The organism is Paenibacillus sp. GM2 (assembly GCF_900069005.2).
GTDB lineage: Bacteria > Bacillota > Bacilli > Paenibacillales > Paenibacillaceae > Fontibacillus.
Genome location: NZ_LN831279.1, coordinates 743,421 through 764,858, shown reverse-complemented (window position 1 = coordinate 764,858; position 21,438 = coordinate 743,421). Strand labels below are relative to the sequence as shown.

21 protein-coding genes are annotated in these 21,438 nt (G+C 48.1%); 4 read left to right on the top strand and 17 right to left on the bottom strand.

The window, feature by feature from the left end; genetic code table 11:
* Positions 1-57: 57 nt before the first annotated feature.
* The gene (locus tag BN1360_RS25950) at positions 58-174 is read right to left on the bottom strand and encodes a YjcZ family sporulation protein (protein ID WP_218653054.1); all 117 of its coding nucleotides are present in this window, start codon (positions 172-174) and stop codon (positions 58-60) included.
* Between the two features lie 234 nt (positions 175-408).
* Here BN1360_RS25950 and BN1360_RS13295 point away from each other — a divergent pair, with 234 nt between their 5' ends.
* Entirely contained in the window at positions 409-576 is a 168-nt protein-coding gene (locus tag BN1360_RS13295; RefSeq protein ID WP_179016110.1) for a hypothetical protein, read from the top strand.
* A 26-nt stretch (positions 577-602) separates the two neighbouring features.
* On the opposite strand, the gene BN1360_RS13290 is transcribed toward BN1360_RS13295, so the two are convergent.
* Complete coding sequence (locus BN1360_RS13290) at positions 603-1,232, bottom strand: DedA family protein (protein WP_068780341.1); 630 nt, start codon at positions 1,230-1,232, stop codon at positions 603-605.
* 185 nt (positions 1,233-1,417) lie between these two features.
* Here BN1360_RS13290 and BN1360_RS25945 point away from each other — a divergent pair, with 185 nt between their 5' ends.
* Positions 1,418-1,834: a hypothetical protein gene (locus tag BN1360_RS25945; RefSeq protein WP_068780340.1), complete on the top strand. Its 417-nt coding sequence runs from the start codon at positions 1,418-1,420 to the stop codon at positions 1,832-1,834.
* A 122-nt stretch (positions 1,835-1,956) separates the two neighbouring features.
* Here the strand turns inward: BN1360_RS25945 and pstB (BN1360_RS13280) are convergent, their stop codons facing one another.
* From pstB (BN1360_RS13280) to BN1360_RS13265, 4 genes are all read right to left on the bottom strand, one after another.
* Complete coding sequence (gene pstB / locus BN1360_RS13280) at positions 1,957-2,715, bottom strand: phosphate ABC transporter ATP-binding protein PstB (RefSeq protein ID WP_068780339.1); 759 nt, start codon at positions 2,713-2,715, stop codon at positions 1,957-1,959.
* 10 nt (positions 2,716-2,725) lie between these two features.
* Positions 2,726-3,613 (bottom strand): phosphate ABC transporter permease PstA, encoded by an 888-nt coding sequence (gene pstA, locus BN1360_RS13275; RefSeq protein WP_068780338.1) that lies wholly within the window; start codon positions 3,611-3,613, stop codon positions 2,726-2,728.
* Positions 3,610-4,509: a phosphate ABC transporter permease subunit PstC gene (pstC, locus tag BN1360_RS13270; protein WP_068780337.1), complete on the bottom strand. Its 900-nt coding sequence runs from the start codon at positions 4,507-4,509 to the stop codon at positions 3,610-3,612. Before pstC ends, pstA begins: the two co-directional genes overlap by 4 nt.
* A 76-nt stretch (positions 4,510-4,585) precedes the next feature.
* Positions 4,586-5,524, bottom strand: coding sequence for a phosphate ABC transporter substrate-binding protein (locus BN1360_RS13265; protein WP_179016109.1), 939 nt, complete (start codon positions 5,522-5,524; stop codon positions 4,586-4,588).
* A 595-nt stretch (positions 5,525-6,119) separates the two neighbouring features.
* On the opposite strand from BN1360_RS13265, the gene BN1360_RS13260 reads away from it, so the two are divergent.
* On the top strand, positions 6,120-6,761 hold the full coding sequence (locus BN1360_RS13260; RefSeq protein ID WP_068780335.1) for a transcriptional regulator: 642 nt from the start codon (positions 6,120-6,122) through the stop codon (positions 6,759-6,761).
* Positions 6,762-8,280: 1,519 nt separating this feature from the next.
* Here BN1360_RS13260 and nrdR read toward each other — a convergent pair.
* Entirely contained in the window at positions 8,281-8,748 is a 468-nt protein-coding gene (gene nrdR, locus BN1360_RS13255) for a transcriptional regulator NrdR (protein ID WP_068780334.1), read from the bottom strand.
* Between the two features lie 151 nt (positions 8,749-8,899).
* Here nrdR and BN1360_RS13250 point away from each other — a divergent pair, with 151 nt between their 5' ends.
* Positions 8,900-9,115 carry an alpha/beta-type small acid-soluble spore protein gene (locus BN1360_RS13250; protein ID WP_068780333.1) on the top strand — a complete coding sequence of 72 codons (216 nt, stop codon included), beginning with the start codon at positions 8,900-8,902 and terminating at the stop codon, positions 9,113-9,115.
* 78 nt (positions 9,116-9,193) lie between these two features.
* Here the strand turns inward: BN1360_RS13250 and BN1360_RS13245 are convergent, their stop codons facing one another.
* The 10 genes from BN1360_RS13245 to BN1360_RS13200 form a co-directional block, all read right to left on the bottom strand.
* Entirely contained in the window at positions 9,194-9,757 is a 564-nt protein-coding gene (locus BN1360_RS13245) for a lytic transglycosylase domain-containing protein (protein WP_068780332.1), read from the bottom strand.
* Positions 9,754-10,350, bottom strand: coding sequence for a dephospho-CoA kinase (gene coaE / locus BN1360_RS13240; RefSeq protein ID WP_068780331.1), 597 nt, complete (start codon positions 10,348-10,350; stop codon positions 9,754-9,756). The genes BN1360_RS13245 and coaE overlap by 4 nt, the downstream gene beginning before the upstream one ends.
* Entirely contained in the window at positions 10,347-11,255 is a 909-nt protein-coding gene (mutM, locus tag BN1360_RS13235) for a DNA-formamidopyrimidine glycosylase (protein WP_082790060.1), read from the bottom strand. Before mutM ends, coaE begins: the two co-directional genes overlap by 4 nt.
* Before the next feature lie 37 nt (positions 11,256-11,292).
* Entirely contained in the window at positions 11,293-13,953 is a 2,661-nt protein-coding gene (polA, locus tag BN1360_RS13230) for a DNA polymerase I (RefSeq protein ID WP_068780330.1), read from the bottom strand.
* Between the two features lie 143 nt (positions 13,954-14,096).
* Positions 14,097-14,756, bottom strand: coding sequence for a phosphate signaling complex protein PhoU (gene phoU, locus BN1360_RS13225; protein ID WP_068780329.1), 660 nt, complete (start codon positions 14,754-14,756; stop codon positions 14,097-14,099).
* 17 nt (positions 14,757-14,773) lie between these two features.
* On the bottom strand, positions 14,774-15,562 hold the full coding sequence (pstB, locus tag BN1360_RS13220) for a phosphate ABC transporter ATP-binding protein PstB (protein ID WP_068780328.1): 789 nt from the start codon (positions 15,560-15,562) through the stop codon (positions 14,774-14,776).
* Between the two features lie 179 nt (positions 15,563-15,741).
* Positions 15,742-16,905 carry a methyl-accepting chemotaxis protein gene (locus BN1360_RS13215; RefSeq protein ID WP_068780327.1) on the bottom strand — a complete coding sequence of 388 codons (1,164 nt, stop codon included), beginning with the start codon at positions 16,903-16,905 and terminating at the stop codon, positions 15,742-15,744.
* Positions 16,906-17,054: 149 nt separating this feature from the next.
* On the bottom strand, positions 17,055-17,783 hold the full coding sequence (locus BN1360_RS13210; RefSeq protein ID WP_068780326.1) for a response regulator transcription factor: 729 nt from the start codon (positions 17,781-17,783) through the stop codon (positions 17,055-17,057).
* A 197-nt stretch (positions 17,784-17,980) separates the two neighbouring features.
* Positions 17,981-19,783 (bottom strand): two-component system histidine kinase PnpS, encoded by a 1,803-nt coding sequence (gene pnpS / locus BN1360_RS13205; protein WP_068780325.1) that lies wholly within the window; start codon positions 19,781-19,783, stop codon positions 17,981-17,983.
* The gene (locus BN1360_RS13200; RefSeq protein WP_068780324.1) at positions 19,784-21,337 is read right to left on the bottom strand and encodes a fumarate hydratase; all 1,554 of its coding nucleotides are present in this window, start codon (positions 21,335-21,337) and stop codon (positions 19,784-19,786) included.
* Positions 21,338-21,438 lie beyond the last annotated feature (101 nt).

Sequence of the window (21,438 nt, the reverse complement as noted above, 5' to 3'; positions counted from 1 at the left end):
AAAAAAAGCAGGCCCTGTCTCAACAGGACCTGCTTTACCAGTTTTCCAGGCTAAGGTTTAGTATAAGAAAGTTCTAGTAATAATGACGAGCAGAATAAACAAAACCAGAATAGCGCCTGTAGATCCCCACAGGCCTACACCGCCGATACCGCCAACCTCTCCACAACCTGACATGTCTATACCTCCCTTTTCGAGTATAGAACATCTTATGAAGCGATGAGCTTAAACGAACGGGCTACTTAAATGTTTATGTATATTTTTGACTTTAGACGATCGATGGCTTGCTGACCCGCCTATTCAAACCTGGCTTCTGCTGCATAACATACAGTAAAACCATTAAAGCAGGTGATAGGCTTGCCAAGAAGGAGGCAGACACAACTTCTTAATCAGATTGGACTGCAAAATATAATGAATGAAGAAGAGCTCACGTCTGATGATTTAGAAATTATTGGAGCAGGATTTGAAACCTTGGCAAGTCTTTTCGCATTTCTGGCACTCGTGAAAGCCAAGGAAGAGGGATCAGGTCCAACCAAGGGAACAGCAAGCTCACGCAAAAAAGCGCCAGACAATGTCTGACGCTTCAATTTTTAGTGCGGAGCTAATCATTGCATCGGTTTATTATCAGGCTTCTTCAGCCACCATTTACGCCAGCGGACGATCAGGATCGTCAGCACAATAATGCCAAGAGCGGCGAAGAAAAAGCCCAGATAGCGCTGAACCAGCATAAAAATCCGCTGCCACTGCTCGCCAAACAGGTTGCCGATGCCAATAAACGCAAGCACCCATATCGCCGCTCCAGGGTAGGCAAACAGAGCAAAGGTTCGGAACGGAATACGAATGATGCCTACAAAATAGCCAAAAAATTGTCTGACCCCAGGGACAAAAAAGCTAATGAACAGCATTTTATTGCCGTATTTCTCGTAGATTCTTCTCGTTCTCTCCAAATGAGCTGGCTTAACCAGCACCCACTTCCCGAATCGTTCTATAATCGGAGCCCCAATCTGATGCCCAAGCACATAGGTCACTGTAATCCCAATGACAGAGCCCGCATAGGCCATAAATATGGCAGGCAGCAGGTCCAGTACCCCTTTGTAGACCAGGTATCCTGTATACGTTAACGTCGTCTGACCGGGCGGCAACGGTAAGGCGATGAAATCAACCGGCAACCCAAGCAATAACACAAAATATCCATATTGTTCAAACATTCGTTCTATCCAATTCAATACATTCATGTGAATCCAATCTCCTGCTCGTTCAATAGAGTTAGACCTTAGTATGAACTTAAATGCGGCTATTCTAAACAGTCTCAGGTCGTAAATATATACTGGACCATAGTCTAAAATGTATAGGCACCTCCCTAGTCCTTCCCACATATGATGAGCCAGAAGGAAATACGACCAAGTGGAGGTTATTAGTTATGGCATTAGGGCAAAATCAAGTGATTTATGAGGCTCATCCCAACACTGTCAAATCCGTCAAAGATTTCAGAGACCAGATGCATCGCGTCGGCCAAAAATATGTCAATCACAACGTACGGGTACAAACGATCGACGGCGTAACATATGAAGGCCAACTAATCCACCTTGATGGCGGATTATTGTTCCTCAGCCTTCCCGGCTCTCCAGGTGACGGACAATGGCAAGGCAATAATCCATGGTCGGGACATGAGCTTGGCCAAGGCCAAGGGCATCATGATGGGCATCCTTGGAACTGGGATGGACACGGGGCTAACTATGGGTATCCGCAGCCGCGTGGACTTTACGGAGGCCCCTATTACAACAATGTTATTCTCCCATTAGTCTTATATGAATTGTTGGTTATTTCTCTGCTCTAGCATTCAGAGCCTAATCACTATTGTACTCTAACCATTTAAAACAAAAAAGAGGCCACATCCGTAAAAGAACCCTTATCCACGCTATTAAGCGGGAATAAGGGTTCTTTTATCCGTTCTCGAAATTAGCCGAATCTACCAGATATATAATCATCCGTCCGCTGGTCCGATGGATTCGTAAAGATCATACTTGTCTCATCATACTCCACGAGCTCTCCCATCAGAAAAAATGCGGTCTTATCCGATACACGAGCGGCCTGCTGCATATTATGGGTAACGATGATAATGCAGTATTCCTCCTTCAGCTCCGCGATCAATTCTTCGATCTTGGCCGAAGATACCGGGTCCAGGGCAGAGGAAGGCTCATCCATCAGGATGATGCTGGGACTCACCGCTATCGATCTGGCGATGCACAGACGCTGCTGCTGGCCGCCTGACAAGGACAAGGCCGACTGATGCAGACGATCCTTGGTCTCCTCCCACAGCGCTGCCTTAACCAATGATTCCTCCACAATCTGATCCAGCTTCTTGCGGTCGCGAATGCCATGATAGCGCGGACCAAAAGCGATATTCTCATAGATCGATTTGTGGAACGGATTCGGGCGCTGCCAGACCATCCCGATCCTCTGCCGCAGCAGTACCACGTCGGTCTTCGGATCATTGATATTCTCATCGCCGATCCAGATTTCGCCGGTGATGCGCGATCCTTCGATCAGATCGTTCATTCGGTTCAGACTGCGCAGAAAAGTCGATTTACCGCAACCGGAAGGGCCGATCAGAGCCGTAACCTGCTTGGAGGCAAAGTCGAGCGAGATTTGCTTAACCGCATGTTTCTCACCATAGAATACATTCAGATCTTTTGTGGACAATTCAATATTTTGCATGGAAGCCCTCCTATTTCGCAGCCGTAAATTTCTTCAGCATGAGACGACCAACCCAGCGTGCCAGCAAGTTGAAGATCAGCACGGTTAATATCAGCACCGCGGAAGCGCCGGCAGCAATCTGTGGAGCATCCGGAGCCAGTCCCTCGGAATTGATCTTCCAGATGTGTACAGCCAGCGTCTCCGCCGGACGGAATGGATTCAGCGGCGAAGTGGGGCTCAGCGGATTCCAATTGGTGAAATCCAGTCTTGGACTACTCATTCCCGCCGTAAATAACAAAGCTGCGGCTTCGCCAAATACCCGGCCAGCTGCAAGGATCGTTCCGGTCAGTATCACGGGCATCGAAATCGGCATCATAATGGATTTAATCGTCTTCCATTTGGAAACCCCAAGCGCAAGGCTTGCTTCCTTCTGTGCAGCAGGGACACCGGACATGCCCTGTTCCGTAATCCGAACCATCAGCGGCAAATTGAAGACGGTTAGAGCCAGCGCGCCGGAGAACAGCGAGAAGCCGAGTCCAAATGTATTTACAATGACGAGCAAACCGAACAAACCAACTACGATCGAAGGGAAAGAAGACAGCACCTCAACAATCAGACGAATCGTATCTGTAATTTTCCCCGGCTTGGCGTATTCACTCATATAGATACCTGCGCCAAGACCTAAAGGAACTGTAATGATCATAGTTAATACAAGCAGGAATAAGGAATTGAACAATTGCGGCCCGATCCCCCCGCCCTCCTTGATCGTCTGCGGTGCAGAGGTCAAGAAGTGGAAGCTGACATGTCCGAGTCCCCGGACCAGAATGAAGCCGAGCAAACCGGCCATGACAAGGACGATAACCCCAGCCAGAGTGACGATTACGGCGGTAGCTACTTTATCTTTTGTTCTTGCACTCATCGCTGTGCTCTCCTTTCAAGCCGACGGACAATAAAGACGAAGACGAAGGTCATCAGCATCAGAATCAACGCCAGCGTCCACAGTACATTATTTTGCATTGAGCCCATTACTGTATTGCCCATACTGAGCGTGATAACACTCGTTAATGTCGAGGTCGATTCAAATAGGGATTTAGGGATATGCGGTGCGTTGCCGATAACCATCTGGACGGCCAAAGCCTCACCGAAGGCACGCGCCATTCCAAGCACGATCCCTGTCATAAGCGCAGGCATCGTCGTTGGAATGACCGTACGCGACAGCGTCTGCCATCTGGTTGCTCCAAGCGCATAAGAGCCCTCCTTCAGTCCGGCCGGAAGAGAAGCGAGCGCATCGGTCGCGATCGACGTAATGGTAGGCAGTATCATAATTGACAAAACCGTTGCACCCGCAGCAATGCCAAGGCCCTGACCCGGGAAAATAGTACGGTAGAACGGGACGATAACGCTAAGGCCGACGAAGCCGTATACTACCGAAGGAATTCCAGCCAACAGCTCGATTACGGGCTGCAAATATTTTCTCCCGATATTAGGCATAATTTCGACCATAAATAATGCCGCGCTGACGCCAAGCGGAGCAGCGATGACAGCAGCCAGCAGGGAAGTGCTGAATGAGCCTATGATAAACGGCAAAGCACCGAAAAGAGGTGGCTCTCCATCCGGTTTCCAGGTCGTTCCGAATATTTCGCTGATTTTAATTCCATTTTGAAAAAATGCACTTAATCCTTTTGTCGCCACAAAGTATACCATGGAGAAAATAATTACAACGAGCAGGACGATACAAAAGGAGGTTAATATTTTTCCGGTCCATTCTTCGATAACATGCTGTTTGACTTTTTGTTTTCCACCGGACTGACTCATAGACCTCTCCCTTTACACAGCACTTAAAGAGGCAGGATATCCGCCTCCTTAAGTACTTTAATTATGTTGTCAATTATTACTTAGTGATGTTGCCATCGATATCGCGTGTTACTTGCATTTTGCTGGCCGGGATATATCCAAGCTCGACAACATCTTTATTTTGTATTTCATCGGAAGTCATGTAGTCCAGGAAAGCCTTCACGATTTCATTTGGCTCACCCTTTGTGTACATGTGCTCGTAAGCCCATACCGGATAAGTCCCATTTGCAACATTATCTTCAGTCGGATCTACACCTTCGTATTTCACAGCTTTGATGGAATCGTCAAGATAGGAAAGCGCAAGGTAGCCGATCGCTCCTGGTGTTTCTTTAACCAGCTTCTTAACTGTACCCGAGGAATCCTCTTGAATCGCGCCAGCCAAATCTTCTGTCTTCGTGCCTAATGCATATTTCTCGAAGGTTGCCCGTGTACCGGAGCTGGATGGACGGTTGATGATTTGGATTTTTTGGTCTGCGCCGCCAAGGTCCTTCCAGTTTGTAATTTCGCCTTTGAAGATTTTAACCAACTGATCTTTAGTCAGATTATCTACTGTAATATCCGGATTAACTACAGTTGCCATGCCCACTACAGCGACTTGATGGTCAACCAGTTCTGCCGCAGGACCTGCTTCCAACTTCTCAGCAGCAAATACGTCGGAGTTCCCGATATCCGCTTGTCCTCCGGATACTTGCGTCAACCCTGTTCCACTACCCCCGCCTTGCACTTGAATCGATACCTTCGGATTCAGATCCATGAAGCTTTGGCTAGCTTGTTCAACAAGTGGCTGCAATGCCGATGAGCCTACTGCCAGGATAGAACCGGAGAGCTCCGTCTTGTTGCCGCTGTTCGTGGTATTTCCTGTAGACGAGTTGTCCGAAGAATTCGCTGTCTTATTATTAGAACTGCTTCCTTGACCACAAGCAGCCAGCGTTAAAGTCAATATCATCGTTAAAACCAGTAACATACTCTTTTTCATGATTCAGGTTTCCCCCTCATTTGTTTGTATACTCTGATTATAGAAGCCTATTATCAAAGCCATGTTTTCGTTTTGTAAACGGAGTGTAAAAATTATGGATCTATACTAGATCTTTAGACGCGGTCATCCTGCCGCAAAAAAAATAATACAGCCCTCTGGCTGCATTATTTGCATAACTGATATCTTTATTCGCTTATCATTAATAAATATGGTGGATTATAGCCACTCGAACTCCACTAATCGGTATACTTCCGGAATTCGGTCCTGCATTCTTAGCTCAGCCCCTCCCATTTCTCTGTAGGATAGATTCATGTTATTGCACAGTGAGATATCGCCTCGTAATAATCTGCCGATAATTTGGTATCAATTCACGGCCTATTGTGGACTAAGGAGAGACCGCGCTGGACTTGACAGGTCTCATGAGCGTTCCTCTTCCAGCTGCTTCTTTCCGCTCCTTAAGGTTCTTGATTCATCTGTAAAAATAGGGTAATTTATACGTGTCGGACATGAAGCACATGCCGCTTTGACACAAAGCTCTTAGGAGCCCATGTGTTAAGGCGGTTTTTTTATTACTTTTGAGGTGAGGGGAAAGAAGATGAGTTTATTTGAACCAGTTTATGAGGCGTGGCTACAACAGCAGATTCACGAGGAGAAGGGGGCGAGAAGAAGAGAACTATTGCAAAATGGGCTAGGACATGGAACTGTTGAATTTTTACGCTCGATCTGGTTTCCTGCTATCGGCAATCTGGATCACCTGTACCCTGAATATGAACTACGCGACTTCAATAACGGGTATCGCTATTTGGATCTTGCGTACATGCCCGGTGGAGGAGTTAAGGGCTGCATCGAGATTCATGGTTATCGATCCCATGCCAGAGATGTGGAGGTTGCCCGGTTTAAGGATCTCTGCATGAAACAGGCATTGCTTGTCCTTGATGATTGGTACTTCCTTCCGATTGCTTATCTGTCTATCCGTGACGATCCCGGCGTCTGCAAGCAACTGGTGCTTTCTTTCGTAGGCAAATTTCTTTCATTGGAGGTCTCACCACAGCTTGACTGGGTGGAAGCAGAAATAATACGATTCGCTCGTCGAACACCGCGACCGTTCACTCCTAGAGAACTTGCAGCTCATTTACGGCTATCCGAGCGGCATACGAGATCGATTTTGCATCTATTGGTTGACGAAAACGGGCTCGCGATCTACANATATGTGCGATTCGAATACCGGGACCGTTGACTCCTAGAGAAATTTTTTTTTTTTTTTCAAGCAGAAGACGGCATACGAGATCGATTTTGCATCGATTGGTTGACGAAAACCGGCTCGCGATCGCCAGCGGAGCTCAGCGTTATCGAACATACAGGTTGGGTTAGATGGGGTTGGTGTGTTAGTTAGGGTTCGTTGGTAGTGTCGTGTTATTAGCGCTGTCGGTCCCGTTATCACCAGCGACTCAGCGTATCAAACATACGGGTTAGTGGAGTTGGGGTAGTTGACCGTTGATGTCATTGATGCGCCAGACTCTAACGGAAATTGAATCCGCTATTTTGGCAAATTCGACGATTCTGCAATTGTAACGGAAATCTGATCCTCTATTTGGGGAACGTCTACCCTTATTCTGCTGAAAAACTTCAATTAAGGGACTCCATTTCCGTTAGAATTCAAAAACGGCTCTTTTAGACCAAATAGCGGCACTGGTTTCCGTTAGATCTTTCTGCATCGATTAGTGGACCAAAACCCGCTCGCCTTCACCAGCGGCTCAGCGTTATCGAACATACGGGTTAGTCTAGCTGGTGTAGTTAGTAGCGGCGGATTGTTGGGGCTATTGGGGCTGTTGGTTGCTTGTCGGTCGCTTGTTGGTTGCTGGCGGTGTCGTTAGTCATGTTGCTAGTGCTATTGGTGCTTCTGTGATTTAGTGCTTCTGTGTTCTTCTTGGAGCTATTAGTGGCATTGTGTGGCGTTAGTGACTTGGGAGCCATTGGCTGTTGGTGCTGTTGATGTTGTTATGCTCTTGGGGCTTGTGTGCTCCAGGTGTTTTTGTGTCTTAGTGCTTCTATGCTCTTAGTGCTTCTGTGCTCTTAGTGCTTCTGTGCTCTTAGTGCTTCTGTGTTCTTACTGCTTCTGTGTTCTTACTGCTTCTGTGTTCTTAGTGCTTCTATGCTATTAGTGGCATTGTGTAGCGTTAGTGGCATTGTTTGGTGTTAGTGACTTGGGGCTTATTGGTTGTTAGTTTTTTTGTGCCCTTGGGGCTCTAGGGCCGTTAGTGCGTTAGTGCTGTTGGTATCGTTGTGGCGTAGCGTTGTGTTATTAGTATTGTTGGTGCGATTAGAGTCGTCATATCTTGGTGTGGTCGCTTGGTATCGTCGGTGGTGTGTATCTCATTGATGCACCAGCTCTAACGGAAATTAGTTCCGCTATTTTGGCGAATTCAACGATTCTGTAATTGTAACGGAAATCTGATCCCCTATTTGGGTATAGTCTACCCTTATTCTGCTGAAAAACTTCAAATAAGGGACTCCATTTCCGTTAGAATTCAAAAACGGCCCTTTCAGACCAAATAGCGGCACTGATTTCCGTTAGCCTCTTGACTCAAATCCACAAAGAAAGAGTGCTGCCTGAACTTAAAGGCTGCACTCTTTTACATCTAAAATGTAGCCGGCCGCCAGCACGAACCGATGTACGAGCAATGTACGAACCGGCAATATGAGCTGAAACGAACCAGCCTGCGATGCCACTCCCGCCAGAGGGCACCCCGTTGCGCTTACTCCTCGCTCGCAGGCTTGGAGAGCAAGCTGTTCAATTCTTTCATGAACATGTTAATGTCCTTGAATTGACGATATACCGAGGCGAATCGGACATAAGCCACCTCATCAACCGGATATAGCTGTTCCATGACCAGTTCGCCGATTTCACGGCTCTCCACTTCCGCGTTCGCAGAGTGGCGCATCTGACGCTCTACCGCGGATACGACTGACTCCAATTGCTCGACAGATACCGGCCTTTTCTCACAAGCACGCATCAGTCCTCTTAGCAGCTTCTCGCGATTGAATTCCTCGCGGCTGCCATCTTTCTTAATGACGATGAGCGGCATCTCCTCCACCATCTCAAATGTAGTAAAACGTCGGCTGCATTTCTCACATTCACGACGGCGGCGGATCGAGCGATTCTCGTTAGCTGGCCTCGAATCAAGCACCTTCGTCCCCATATAGTCACAATACGGACATCTCACGCAAAAATGTCTCCCTTCTGCTTCTGTTAACTGTTATTCCTGCAAGTAAGACTGACAAAAAAGACTGCCAATAAATAACTAAAAAAATCTGTAATGAAGTTTCAAATACCGGAGCATAATACTGTTACCAACCGCAAGGAGGTGAACAACAATGGCGCAAAATTCTTCTAACAACCTGGTAGTAAAACAAGCTACTGGCGCACTCGAGCAAATGAAATATGAAGTTGCTCAAGAGCTTGGCATTAATTTTCCACAAGATGGATACGCTGGTAACCTGACTTCTTACGAAAACGGTTCGATCGGTGGTTACATTACTAAACGTCTGGTAACTATCGCCGAACAACAATTGGCAGGCCAATTCAAATAAGTAAGCTCTCAGGAAAGCATTGAAAGGCTCTAAAGCCTTTTAGTGCTTTCCTTATATCTATTGTAACCGAGGCTTTCCTTAAAAATCATCATATATCTCGGAATATTGTTTGTAGTAATGAGTCACCCTCTGTACATAATGCCTGGTCTCTCCAAACGGGATATCCTTCACCGACTCTAATTGACCGTCCCATCTTCCACTCTTGATCCAATTTTTTACATTGGTCGGTCCCGCGTTATAGGCCGCAATCATAGCGATTGGATTTCCATCAAATTGCTCCGACAACGACTTCAAATACCACGTTCCGATCTGAATATTCGCATCAATCTCGTTCTTGACTTTATCAAGAGGCACCTTGTCATACTTCGCTTTTAAAATAACCCACTCCGCCGTATCCGGCATAATTTGCATAATTCCGAGGGCACCCTTCTTTGATTCAGCACCCGCTTTAAAATTCGTCTCCACTCGAATAATCGCAGCCACAATCAAGGGATCCAGACCATTCTCCCGCGCATGCTGCTTAATTTCTTCTTTATAATAGATCGGATAGAACATAGACAACCATGCAGAATTAAAAAACAGAATGACAACAAAACCAAGAAACAGCAAAAGCAGCACTCTCTTCTTCCGCAGCAGCCTCATATAGAAACCTTTTCCCGCCAAAATGTCTCGATTTGACGCTTCGTCTCATCCAATCCGTAACTATTGTTGATCAGAACATCGGCTTTGCTCTTCTTCCATTCTATATCCATCTGTGCTGCCAGCCTTGAACTCGCCTGTTCCATAGTCAGATTATCGCGTTCCATCAATCGTTCCAGCTGGACTTCCTTTGGAACATATACGACCATAATCTGCTCGTAAAGCCCTTCCTGTCCGGACTCATATAGGAGAGGAATATCACAAACGACCAGACGATGAGGATCAGCCGCTTCCAGCGCTTTCATTCTCGCCGCCATCTCGTTGCGGATGGCCGGATGAGTTAATTCATTCAGCACTTTACGCTGCTCCGGGTTCGAGAATACAACTGCCCCAAGCCGCTTGCGGTTCAAAGTTCCGTCCGGATTCAAAATATCCTCTCCAAAATGCTCTGCGACTTTAGCCAGAACCGGATGCCCCGGCTCCATGATTTCTCTGGCGATGACATCGGCATCAATCAGCGCTGCTCCTAACGACACAAGCATGCGAGAGACCGTGCTCTTTCCGGTTGCTATCCCACCGGTTAGTCCAATATTCATCCTCTCACCTCGCCGTCGACTTTAAAATTCGAAGAAGCTGTGGAATGTTTGAGTTTAGTCTTTTTAACGCTTGTCCGCTTCAAAGGCTGACACTTCGGGCAATAATGCGTTCCGCGGCCTCCAACGACCATCTTTTCGACAGGGTGACCACAAACTACGCATGACTCATCCTTCCGTCCATAAATACGCAGCGATTGCTGGAACATTCCCATCTCTCCCTGTCCGTTCACATAGGACTTTATGGAGGACCCGCCAGCTTCAACCGCTTCATTTAATGTTTCCAAGATCATAGTATGAAGCTTGCAAAGCAGATCATCACTTAGTTCGCAAGCGGGAGTCTCAGGGTGAATTCCGGCGCGGAACAACGCCTCATCTACATAAATATTGCCAAGCCCGACCACATATTCCTGATTCAATAGCGCCACCTTAATTTTGGTCGACCGTTTAGCCATCACCTTGTGAAAAGCCTCATACGTAAACGACTCATCGAGCGGTTCAAGTCCCAGCTTAGACAAAGGCTTGTGATTAAACTCATCTCCGGCCGCAAATAAATGCATCGTTCCGAACTGGCGCACATCCTTATATCTAAGCTCCGTTCCATCTGTAAATTGGAAAATAACATGCGTGTGCTTCTCAACCGGATCGCTGCTATGATACAAGCCGTAACGTCCTTCCATTCTCAAATGAGAGACGAGAACCACTCCGTCCATAATAAAGCGCAAAAACTTCCCTCGGCGACCCATTTCCAAAATACAATGCCCTTCAAGATCAAGCTCAAACTGTCTAATATCATCGGGCTTTTGAATAATTCGCGGCAACGATACCGTCACCGACTGAATGGTCTTGCCCACAACAAGATCCGACAATGTTCTTCTAACCGTCTCTACCTCCGGCAATTCCGGCATAATCTATTTCACCTCATCTATTTCAACAGGTTCCTGGTCATTTTGCTTCATACCAATTCACACCGCTGCTAACCTCAGCCTTAAGCGGCACGGACAAGACAAGCGCCCGTTCCATCGTCTCCGGGACAAGCGTTGTCATTAGCTCCACCTCGTCTGGCGGAACCTCAAATACCAATTCATCGTGTACCTGAAGCAGCATGCGGCTCTTTAAGTTATGTTCCCGCAGCGCATTATCCATCAGAATCATAGCCAGCTTGATAATATCCGCGGCCGTTCCCTGGATTGGCGTATTCATCGCTGTACGCTCTGCGAACGAACGCAGATTGAAGTTGGAAGCATTAATCTCCGGCAAATAACGTCGGCGTTCCAGCAAGGTTTTTACATAGCCATTATGCTTCGCTTCCTTCACAATGTCATCCATATAAGCACGCACACCCTCGAAAGCGTCAAAATATTGATCGATAAACCTTGCCGCTTCCTTACGTGTTATATTCAAATTCTGAGAGAGGCCATAATCGCTAATCCCATACACAATCCCGAAATTCACCGCTTTGGCAGAACGGCGCATATTCGCATCTACCTGATCGGCAGATACCCCGAATACATCCATCGCAGTTTTCGTGTGGATGTCCATATCATGCAGGAAAGCCTCCTGCAAGCCCTTATCCCCTGAAATATGGGCAAGAACGCGCAGCTCGATCTGAGAATAGTCGGCAGATAACATGAACCAGCCTTCCTCTGAAGGAACAAATGCTTTGCGGATCTTGCGCCCTTCCTCCAGACGAATCGGAATGTTCTGCAAATTCGGGAACTGACTGCTCAACCGGCCGGTTGCCGCGATCGTCTGACGGAAATAAGTATGCACCTTTCCCGTCTTCGGATGAATTTCCTTAAGCAATCCTTCGATGTAAGTAGACTGCAACTTGGCAAGCTGACGATATTCCAGGATATACTGCACGATATCATGATAAGGCGCTAGCTTCTCCAACACCTCGGCATCTGTAGAGTATCCGGTCTTCGTCTTCTTGATCACTGGAAGCTGAAGCTTATCGAACAGAACCTCACCTAATTGCTTCGGCGAGTTCAAATTAAATTCCAACCCCGCACTTGCATAAATCTCGGCAATAAGTGTACTAATCTGTGCCTCGAACTCGGCCCCTAAGTCGAGCAGGGTATCGCGGTTCACAGCTACGCCCTGCTTCTCCATGTCGGCCAGGATCCGTGATAGCGGCATCTCCAGCTCATAGAACAAGCGATTCATTTCAACCTGTTCGAGTTCTTGCTTCTGCAGCGGCAAAATCTGCAATAGAGCCGCACTCTTGCGCGCTAAATGCTGACTAAGCCGGTCTTGATCGGGAACCTTAAACTTGGCGCCTTTTCCGTATACCTCTTCATCTGCTGCAACGGTACCAATACCGTACTTCGCAGCCAGGCCGCTTACGGTCTGGTCATTATTTGTCGGGTCCAGCAGGTAGGCAGCGAGCTGAATATCATGCTCGGCTCCACCGAAGGCAACCCCCTGCCAATGCAAGGTGAGATCTGCCCGATGCAAATCATAGCCATGCTTCTTGATGCTCTCATCTCCAAGCCATTTAATGACTGGCGACGCATAGTCAGCCTGCAGTATTTCCGGGCTCAGGTAAAAATGGTGATCCTCGGTCGATAAAATAACACCCATCAATACCGCATGATGCGGGTTCTCCCCATAGGACTCCACCATCATATTCTGTACCTGCGGCAACGCTCCAACAAGCTGCTGTATCGTCTCAGCATTGATGATCGTAACCTGCACTTCCTTCAGGCTCTGGCCTTCGTTTTTAGCCTCTTCTTCATTGCCGTGCGCAAAGGATAGACGCTCAAGCAGTGATTTGAATTCCAGCTTGCGCAGCATTTGCGCTGCCGGTTCTCCTAATACACTGCTGAAGGCCATATCCTCCCAGGAACGCTCGACGGGCACTTCGCGGAATATCGTGGCCAGCTGCTTGCTCATCCGGGCATCTTCCGCATGGCTCACCAGATTTTCCTTCATCTTCCCCTTCAATTCATCCGTACGGGCCAAGACTTCCTCTACGGATCCGAATTGATGAAGCAGCTTCAGAGCAGTCTTCTCACCGATGCCCGGTACCCCGGGGATGTTATCCGATGCGTCGCCCATGAGGCCTTTCAAATCAATAATCTGCTCCGGACGCAGACCATATCTCTCCTCGATCTCCTGAACACCGTAAGGCTCAACCTCGGTGATACCTTTACGAGTCAACGCCACCTTCACTTTATCCGAGACAAGCTGAAGCATGTCCTTATCGCCGGTAACAACCAGCACATTGTGCCCGGCTTCTTCGGCTTGCTTACTCATCGTGCCTATAATATCGTCGGCCTCATAACCCGGCAGCTCGAACCAAGCAATTCCGAAGCTCTCCAGCAGTTCGCGCATAATTGGAAATTGCTCAGACAACTCCGGCGGAGTTTTCTCGCGACCGCCCTTATAGTCCTGATAGCCTTCGTGGCGGAACGTCTCCTTGCCCGCATCAAAAGCGACCAGAATATGGCTGGGCTGCTCCTCCTGGAGCAGGCGCAATAACATATTCGTGAAGCCATAAACCGCATTCGTATGCACGCCACTGGAGCTGGTCAGAGGCGGCATCGCAAAGAAAGCACGATATATAATACTATTCCCATCAATAAGAATCAATTTTTCCATTTGACACCTCGTCATTATAGTCCGTGTTCATAAACAATCCCTTCAAGATACTCCTTCCTTATATTCTAACACATGGCATCCCTATAATAAAAAAGAAAGCACCGGAGAAATATCCGGCACTTTTCGACAAAAATGGTATACAATTAGTGATTAAGGTCTGGACGATGCCCTGTCACCAAGAATACGGCACTCTCTCCGATATTCGTAGCATGGTCGGCAATCCGTTCGATATAACGACCAACCAGGGTCAAGGACATAGCCTGATGCAATGAGTCAGGGTGATCGATAATAATCTTGTATAGGTCTGTCATGGTCTGACTGTACAAATGATCGACTTCATCATCGTCTTTGGCCATTTTATAAGCCAGGTCTGTATTCTCGTCCAGATAGGATTGCAGCGACTCTTGGATCATGGCTACAACGAGCTCAGCAAGCTTCGGAATGTCCACAAGCGGCTTGATCAAGGTCTGACCTTCAAGACGAATCGTCACCTTGGCGATATCAATCGCCAGATCCCCCATCCGCTCCAAATCGCTGGAGATCCGGAAAGCAACTAAAATTCTGCGCAAATCCTTAGCTACCGGCTGCTGCGTAACGATAAGACGCGAGCCGATCTCCATTACCTGCTCCTCCATCTGGTTCAGCTCGCGGTCGCGATCAATGATTTCCTTGGCCCGCTTGGAATCCAGACTTTTTAAGGCAGCAACGGCTTCAACCAGCGCATGCTCCACATGCTCCCCCATCTTCTGCAGCAATTCACGGAGCTCATTCAAATTCTGATCAAACTCTCGTCTTTGTATCATTCATAATCCTCCTTATGTCAACCGAAGCGGCCGGAAATGTAATCCTCAGTACGAGAATCCTGCGGCGTTGAGAACAGTTTGCTCGTCTCATCAGCTTCAATAATCTCACCATTCAGGAAAAATACCGTCTTATCCGATACCCTGGCCGCCTGATGCATATTGTGTGTGACCATCACTATCGTGTATTTATCTTTCAGCTGTTGCACCAGTTCCTCAATTTTGAGTGTAGAGATCGGATCGAGCGCGGCAGTCGCTTCATCCATCAAAAGAATGTCAGGATGCACGGCAATCGCTCTGGCGATGCACAAACGCTGCTGCTGTCCGCCGGACAGGCTCATGGCCGATTTCTTTAAGAAATCCTTAACCTCTTCCCACAAAACAGACTGGCGCAGGCTCTGTTCCACAATTTCATCCAGCTCGGCTTTATTCGTAATTCCGTGCAGACGCGGACCGTAGGCTACATTATCATATATCGATTTTGGAAAAGGATTCGGTTGCTGAAATACCATCCCAACCTGCTTCCTGAGCGTCTCGACTTCTACGTCCTCACCGTATATATCTTTGCCACCGATGCGCACGATTCCTTCAACCCGGGTTCCGGGAATCATATCATTCATTCGGTTCAACGTCCGGAGCAGCGTGGACTTCCCACAGCCCGACGGTCCGATAAAAGCCGTAATCGCCTTCTCCGGAATATCAAGTGACATATTCTTGAGAGCTTGAAACTGATTATAAAATAAATTTAATTGTTCGATTTGAATAGCTGTTGTTGTCGATACTGCTTTTGGTGCTGTTATCGTTGCCATCTCATCCACCTTCTTTAGTTAACCTTCACATTGCTTCATTGTATCTCACTTATGTAAAGGAGAATGATCGGAAATGTAAACGCAATGTAAAAACTGCTTTGCAGGATTATTAAAGAGTGTGATCCATATGGGCGCAAAAAATTCCTGTTCATCCTTCGTAATCAAAATTAGGCTTTTCTCTACATCAGGGAGGTCAGATTATGAAGTACATCCCCAGTAATTCTTGTCGCTTCCGCGGAGGAATCGGACATCTCCCTGCCGCGGTCCTTAGCAACATCGGCTGAGTCCGCCAGCTCACGGAAGGTCTCATCCGCCTTGCCCACACGCTCGTTACTTACGCTCATCTCGTAGGAAGTTGACGACACGGCAGATGCTGTCTGCTCGATCAGGGTATGAATAATATCCAGACCATGTCCGATATCCTCCGAGAATTGCTTGGTCGATTGGGCTAGCTGCCGCATCTCATTTGCCACGACAGAAAAACCTTGGCCATATGCACCTGCCCGTGCAGATTCGATCGATGCATTGATAGCAAGTATTTTGCTGCGTTCCGAAAGTTCCCGGATTGAAGCTGTAAAAGATGAGATTTTATCCGTCTGCTCAAGCAGCTCGGTTACAAGACCTTGCTGCTGCTTCATCATCTCCAGCACATGAGAGAATGAAGACTTCAACTCCTCTAGCTCGGAACGCCCCGTCTTGGCCAGATGGCTCATCTTCTGCGATTCGCTCAGGCTTAAGTGAGAGATCGTAGATACTTGCTGCACCGAGCTGGCAATTTCCAACACATGACTTTGGCTTTCCTGAATTACACTGCTGCGAAGCTGATCCGTCATACGTTCCAATTCTCGTGAGATTAGCATCAGATCCTGGGTCGTCAACACCCCGAACAGTTTCCTCTGCTTCGTCACAATCAGACAATCGTAGAATTCGGCATCCTGACGTTCCAGGGCTGCATCCAGCAGCGTACGTGCAGGTGTGGATCTCTCGCGAATAAGCGGCTCCTTCTCCGCGAACATAACGGCAGGGCGATCATAGAACAAATCTGCTGCAAACCGGCTGGCAAGATGCTTGTAGAATTTGTCGCGCATGATCAATCCGGTGGGTACGTTACTATCGTCACAAGGGACTACACACGGAACAGCAGGATTATTTTGAAATATATGCAGAACTTGCTGGCATGATGTACTATCGGATATAGCTGGAACATTCCTCGTGTACGAAGCGATCTCGATCTGACTTTTCTCAGCCGCAGCTGCCTCTGGCTGGTCATTTTTTGTACCCTGCAATTCGGCAGGCTTGCTCTCCTGTACTTGCGGTTCCATTACCAACGTATCGTATCCCATGCTCAACCACTCCTCAATGGTATGTATATACATGTTTTTTTACATTTTAATAAACTTTAATTCGCAGAGTGTTACTGATCCTTAAGAACTATGTAAAATTGCTCGAACCAGGATTCAAGACTCAAAAAAAGAGGTGCCCCATGGAATGATTACCCATGCAGAGCACCCTTCTTCTTATTGACAACCAGCTTATATCCAACGCCGCGAATCGAGTCGATATGCACCGATTCCGGATCAAGCTCCAGCTTCTTCCGCAACGAGCTGACATGAACGTCCACCGTGCGCTGTCCACCGATATAATCAAAGCCCCATACCGAGTTCATCAGATCGTCCCGCGTAAGCACAACCCCCGGCTTACGAGCCAAGTAGAGCAAAACCTCGAATTCCTTCGGCCTTAGCGTAATCGCTTCGCCATTTAATACGACTTCGTATTTATCCGGGAAGATCGCTAACGGTCCGAGCGAGATCTTCGCTTCGTCCTGATCTTGCTGCGGTTCCCTCTCCTCAATTCCCGTCGATCTTCTCAGCACCGCCGCTACCCTGGCTAGCAGCTCAGCCACGCCAAAGGGTTTGGTAATATAATCGTCAGCGCCAGACTTCAAGCCTTGTACTACCTCTTCCTCCGCGTTCTTCGCGGTCAGGATAATAATCGGTGTCTTCACACCCATCTGCCGCAGCTTGGCCAGTACCTCGAACCCATTCATCCCCGGCAGCATCAGATCAAGCAGAATCAGATCAAATTCTCCTTGTGCCGCAATATCAAAGCCAAGTTGTCCATTTTCTGCAACTGTCACCTGATAACCCTCATTGGTCAGATTATAGGAAAGAAGCCTTGATAACGTCGGTTCATCTTCAATTACTAGCAGTCGTTGAGTCATATTAACCCCCATATTTCAAGAATGCCTGTCTACTATCGATTCGTAAAATGACTATACAACTTAACATGCCCACACACGGACTGATAAAGCCAGGAGAAACGGCTCCATACCCGCTCCATTCCTCCTGACAAGCCCAGCATAGCACCGCAATGTTAACGCAGTGTAAAATAATGATAAAAATTAACGACGTACCAGATTTATGCTAAATTTTGTGTAATCGGCAGCTCGACGATAAAGGTCGTTCCCTCGCCAACCCGGCTCTCCACCATAATCGTCCCATGATGGAGATCAACCAGATGCTTGACGATGGATAACCCGAGTCCGGTACCGCCTGAGCTGCGCGATCTCGCCTTATCCACGCGATAGAAGCGCTCGAAAATACGTGGCAAGTCCTTCTTCGGAATCCCGATGCCCGTATCGCTCACGGAGATCCTCACCCGCTCCTCCTCATGGTCATCCGCTGCGTTAACGATTTCGGCTTCAACCTTAATCCTGCCGCCTTCCAATGTGTAGCTGATCGCATTTGATAACAGATTCATAAATATTTGCCGGAGCCGATCCTCGTCCCCTTCAAGGAACAGATGCTCGGGAACATGGTTGCTCATCGTAATCGACTTGCGCGAAGCGGTTGGAAGCAAAACCTCGTATATGCGGTTAATCAATTCCTTCAGCTGAATCGGTGAATATTCAAGCGGAATCAGCTTGGACTCAATCTTCGACAGATCAAGAATATCACCGATCAGCCGATTCAACCGATCTCCTTCGTCATAAATAATCTGCAGGAAGGATCGTTCTGTCTCCTTATCCTCCACACCACCGGCAAGCAGTGTCTCAGCAAAGCCCTTCACCGCGGCGATAGGAGTCTTCAATTCATGCGAGACGTTCGCGACAAATTGGCTTCGCATCGTCTCCAGTCGGCGAATTTCCGTTACATCCTGCAGCAGGAAGAGCATCCCCCGGTATTTGCCATCATCCTCGAACATCGGCACCCGCTCGAACTGGAGCGTGCGCTGTTCGGGATCATATACGTTTCGTTCTTCCTTGAGGTACTCCTTCGTGTCTATGCCCTCAGCCATAAACTGCTGAAAATCATGATTCCGCTTCAGCTCCAAACACGACTTGCCAATGAACTTCTCCTGCTTCACATGCAGGAAGTCCTCTGCTTCCCGGTTCATAAGAGCGACACGTCCATCCGCTTCGACCATCAGAATACCGCCGACCATATTCGTGAGAACGCTCTGCAGCAAGTCCTCGTTATCGCGGATCACTTTCATCTGCTCTTGCAGGCTTCCAGCCATTCGATTGATAGCCAGCCCCAGCTGCCCAATCTCATCCCGCCGCGATAATTGGACCCTCGCATCATAATCAAGCCGTGAGATCCGGTTCGCCACTACAGTAATATGCTCCAGCGGCTTCGTTAATCCTTTGGATATCCGGTAACTGACCAGAGCTGCGGCCAAGAATAACAACAGCAAACCGCCCACCATCATGAGCCAGCCTTTATTCAGATCCCGCTCCACCGTTCGCAAACTCATCGACAGGCGAATATAGCCATCAAAGCTTTTGTCCTCGGACGTGACATGCTTGGCAACATAGAGCATATTCTCACGGATTGATTCGCTGTAACGGATCGAGCTGCCAATGTCTCCCTGGGTCGCCGAAATGATTTCCTTACGCTGTAAATGATTGTCCATCCCGAAAGGAAGCATTTCCGAATCTCCAATCACTGTTCCATCCAAAGCGATAAAGGTTACCCTGGAATCAATCAGCTTCTCGATCTTTCTCGACTGCTCCGAGTAATATTCCTCTATTTCATTCGAGTCAACGGGTTTGAATTGGAATGTGCTCTGCAGCAGGTCAATTTCCCGGGACATATTCTCCTCTAGCGCCCGGATATGTGAGTCTCTAAAAAGTTGGGCCATCGTCAATCCTGCCGCAAGCATCGATATGCCGATCAGACTCATTAATATGATGGTTAATCGTGTTCGAAAAGTCTTCATCTATTTAAATACGGCTTCTTGAAAAGTAGCCAGCTTCTCCTTCGATGCTTGTTCTACACCTGCATGCAGGCTGTCACCATGCGAGTCCATCGTCACGATCGCGGCAAATCCTTCGACTCCCAAATGCCACATCGCTTCCGGAACACCAAATTCAAGGAAGTCGACACCGTTCACCTTCTTGAAGCATTCCGCATAATATTGCGCCGCTCCGCCGATCGCATTTAAATAAACGCCCCCATGCTCCTTCAATGCTGCGAGCGTTCTCGGCCCCATTCCGCCTTTGCCGATCACTGCGCGAATGCCAAATTTCTTGATAATCTCCGCTTGGTAAGGCTCCTCACGGATACTTGTCGTCGGTCCTGCCGCCTTCACATGCCAGCCTTCTTCATCCTTAAGCATTACCGGTCCGCAGTGATATATAACCGCTCCGTTAAGATCCACCGGTGCATCATGATCAAGCAAGTATTTATGCAGCGCATCCCGACCGGTATGCATCTCGCCTTGAATAATAACAACATCGCCGACCCGCAAGCTGCGGATTTGCTCCTCAGTAATCGGAGTCTGCAGCACGATCTCACGAGACTGAGATGCCGCGGTCTGTTCTGTGGCGTGATCAGCTGCTTGAGCGGTGGTCTGTGGTGCAGACGGTTCCTCATTCCCCCGTTCATAGATCCATTTATCGATGCCGCCTGTAGCCGGATCGATCTCCACGCCTTGACGGCGGAAAGCCCAGCAATTGTAGGCTACCGAGACGAAGAAGCTCGCCGGCAAGCGATTAGCCGCGCCAATCTTGCAGCCTAATAAGGTAACCTCCCCGCCAAAGCCCATTGTCCCAATCCCCAGCTCATTCGCTTTATCCAAAATATAGTCCTCCAACCGTTGCAGTTCGGAGTTCGGATTCACATCTTCTACTTGACGGAACAATTGCTGTTTGGCCAGTTCATAGCCCGTCGTTCTGTCCCCACCGATGCCAACGCCAATGAATCCGGCGCTGCATCCTTGTCCTTGTGCCTGATATACGGCGTGCAAAATACACTTACGGATACCGTCCAGGTCTCGACCAGCACGTCCAAGTCCTTCAAGCTCTGTCGGCAGCGAGTATTGGATGTTCTTATTCTCACAGCCGCCGCCTTTGAGGATCAGACGCATATCTATATAATCATTCTCCCACTGTTCAAAATGAACCACCGGCGTGCCCGGACCGAGATTATCGCCGCTATTTTCCCCTGTCAGCGAATCCACAGAATTCGGACGCAGCTTGCCCTCCTTGGTCGCCTTTTGCAGCGCTGCCTGGATCGCTCTTTTAATTTCAAGCTGATTGACGCCTATCGGTGTATGAATAATAAAGGTAGGCATCCCTGTATCCTGACAGATCGGAGACACTTGTTCTTCGGCCATCGTAATGTTCTTCGAGATCGTCGACAGAGCCAGCCCGGCCCGTGTCGCCTGATTCTCCCGCGCTTTTCCGCGATTAATCGCCCGTCGTACATCGCCGGGTAAATTCGTCGAAGTTTCAACAATCAATTCATAAATACTCTCTTGAATTTGTTGCATAGACCATGCTCTCCTCTCGATTGTCCAAAATGACACAAAAGCATTACAATCATTGCATACTGCCGATAGCTTTATCCTCTTCAATAGCTTTATAATAACAT

What these genes read in the sequence shown, in the direction of transcription:
- BN1360_RS25945 (WP_068780340.1), top strand. Translation starts at nt 1,418, where the DNA reads ATGGCATTAGGGCAAAATCAAGTGATTTATGAGGCTCATCCCAACACT.
- coaE (WP_068780331.1), bottom strand. Translation starts at nt 10,350, where the DNA reads ATGAATATTGGACTAACCGGTGGGATAGCAACCGGAAAGAGCACGGTC.
- BN1360_RS25950 (WP_218653054.1), bottom strand. Translation starts at nt 174, where the DNA reads ATGTCAGGTTGTGGAGAGGTTGGCGGTATCGGCGGTGTAGGCCTGTGG.
- mutM (WP_082790060.1), bottom strand. Translation starts at nt 11,255, where the DNA reads ATGCCGGAATTGCCGGAGGTAGAGACGGTTAGAAGAACATTGTCGGAT.
- BN1360_RS13245 (WP_068780332.1), bottom strand. Translation starts at nt 9,757, where the DNA reads ATGAGGCTGCTGCGGAAGAAGAGAGTGCTGCTTTTGCTGTTTCTTGGT.
- BN1360_RS13265 (WP_179016109.1), bottom strand. Translation starts at nt 5,524, where the DNA reads ATGAAAAAGAGTATGTTACTGGTTTTAACGATGATATTGACTTTAACG.
- pstB (WP_068780339.1), bottom strand. Translation starts at nt 2,715, where the DNA reads ATGCAAAATATTGAATTGTCCACAAAAGATCTGAATGTATTCTATGGT.
- pstA (WP_068780338.1), bottom strand. Translation starts at nt 3,613, where the DNA reads ATGAGTGCAAGAACAAAAGATAAAGTAGCTACCGCCGTAATCGTCACT.
- BN1360_RS13290 (WP_068780341.1), bottom strand. Translation starts at nt 1,232, where the DNA reads ATGAATGTATTGAATTGGATAGAACGAATGTTTGAACAATATGGATAT.
- BN1360_RS13215 (WP_068780327.1), bottom strand. Translation starts at nt 16,905, where the DNA reads ATGGGATACGATACGTTGGTAATGGAACCGCAAGTACAGGAGAGCAAG.
- BN1360_RS13210 (WP_068780326.1), bottom strand. Translation starts at nt 17,783, where the DNA reads ATGACTCAACGACTGCTAGTAATTGAAGATGAACCGACGTTATCAAGG.
- polA (WP_068780330.1), bottom strand. Translation starts at nt 13,953, where the DNA reads ATGGAAAAATTGATTCTTATTGATGGGAATAGTATTATATATCGTGCT.
- BN1360_RS13200 (WP_068780324.1), bottom strand. Translation starts at nt 21,337, where the DNA reads ATGCAACAAATTCAAGAGAGTATTTATGAATTGATTGTTGAAACTTCG.
- BN1360_RS13295 (WP_179016110.1), top strand. Translation starts at nt 409, where the DNA reads ATGAATGAAGAAGAGCTCACGTCTGATGATTTAGAAATTATTGGAGCA.
- pnpS (WP_068780325.1), bottom strand. Translation starts at nt 19,783, where the DNA reads ATGAAGACTTTTCGAACACGATTAACCATCATATTAATGAGTCTGATC.
- BN1360_RS13250 (WP_068780333.1), top strand. Translation starts at nt 8,900, where the DNA reads ATGGCGCAAAATTCTTCTAACAACCTGGTAGTAAAACAAGCTACTGGC.
- pstB (WP_068780328.1), bottom strand. Translation starts at nt 15,562, where the DNA reads ATGGCAACGATAACAGCACCAAAAGCAGTATCGACAACAACAGCTATT.
- phoU (WP_068780329.1), bottom strand. Translation starts at nt 14,756, where the DNA reads ATGATACAAAGACGAGAGTTTGATCAGAATTTGAATGAGCTCCGTGAA.
- pstC (WP_068780337.1), bottom strand. Translation starts at nt 4,509, where the DNA reads ATGAGTCAGTCCGGTGGAAAACAAAAAGTCAAACAGCATGTTATCGAA.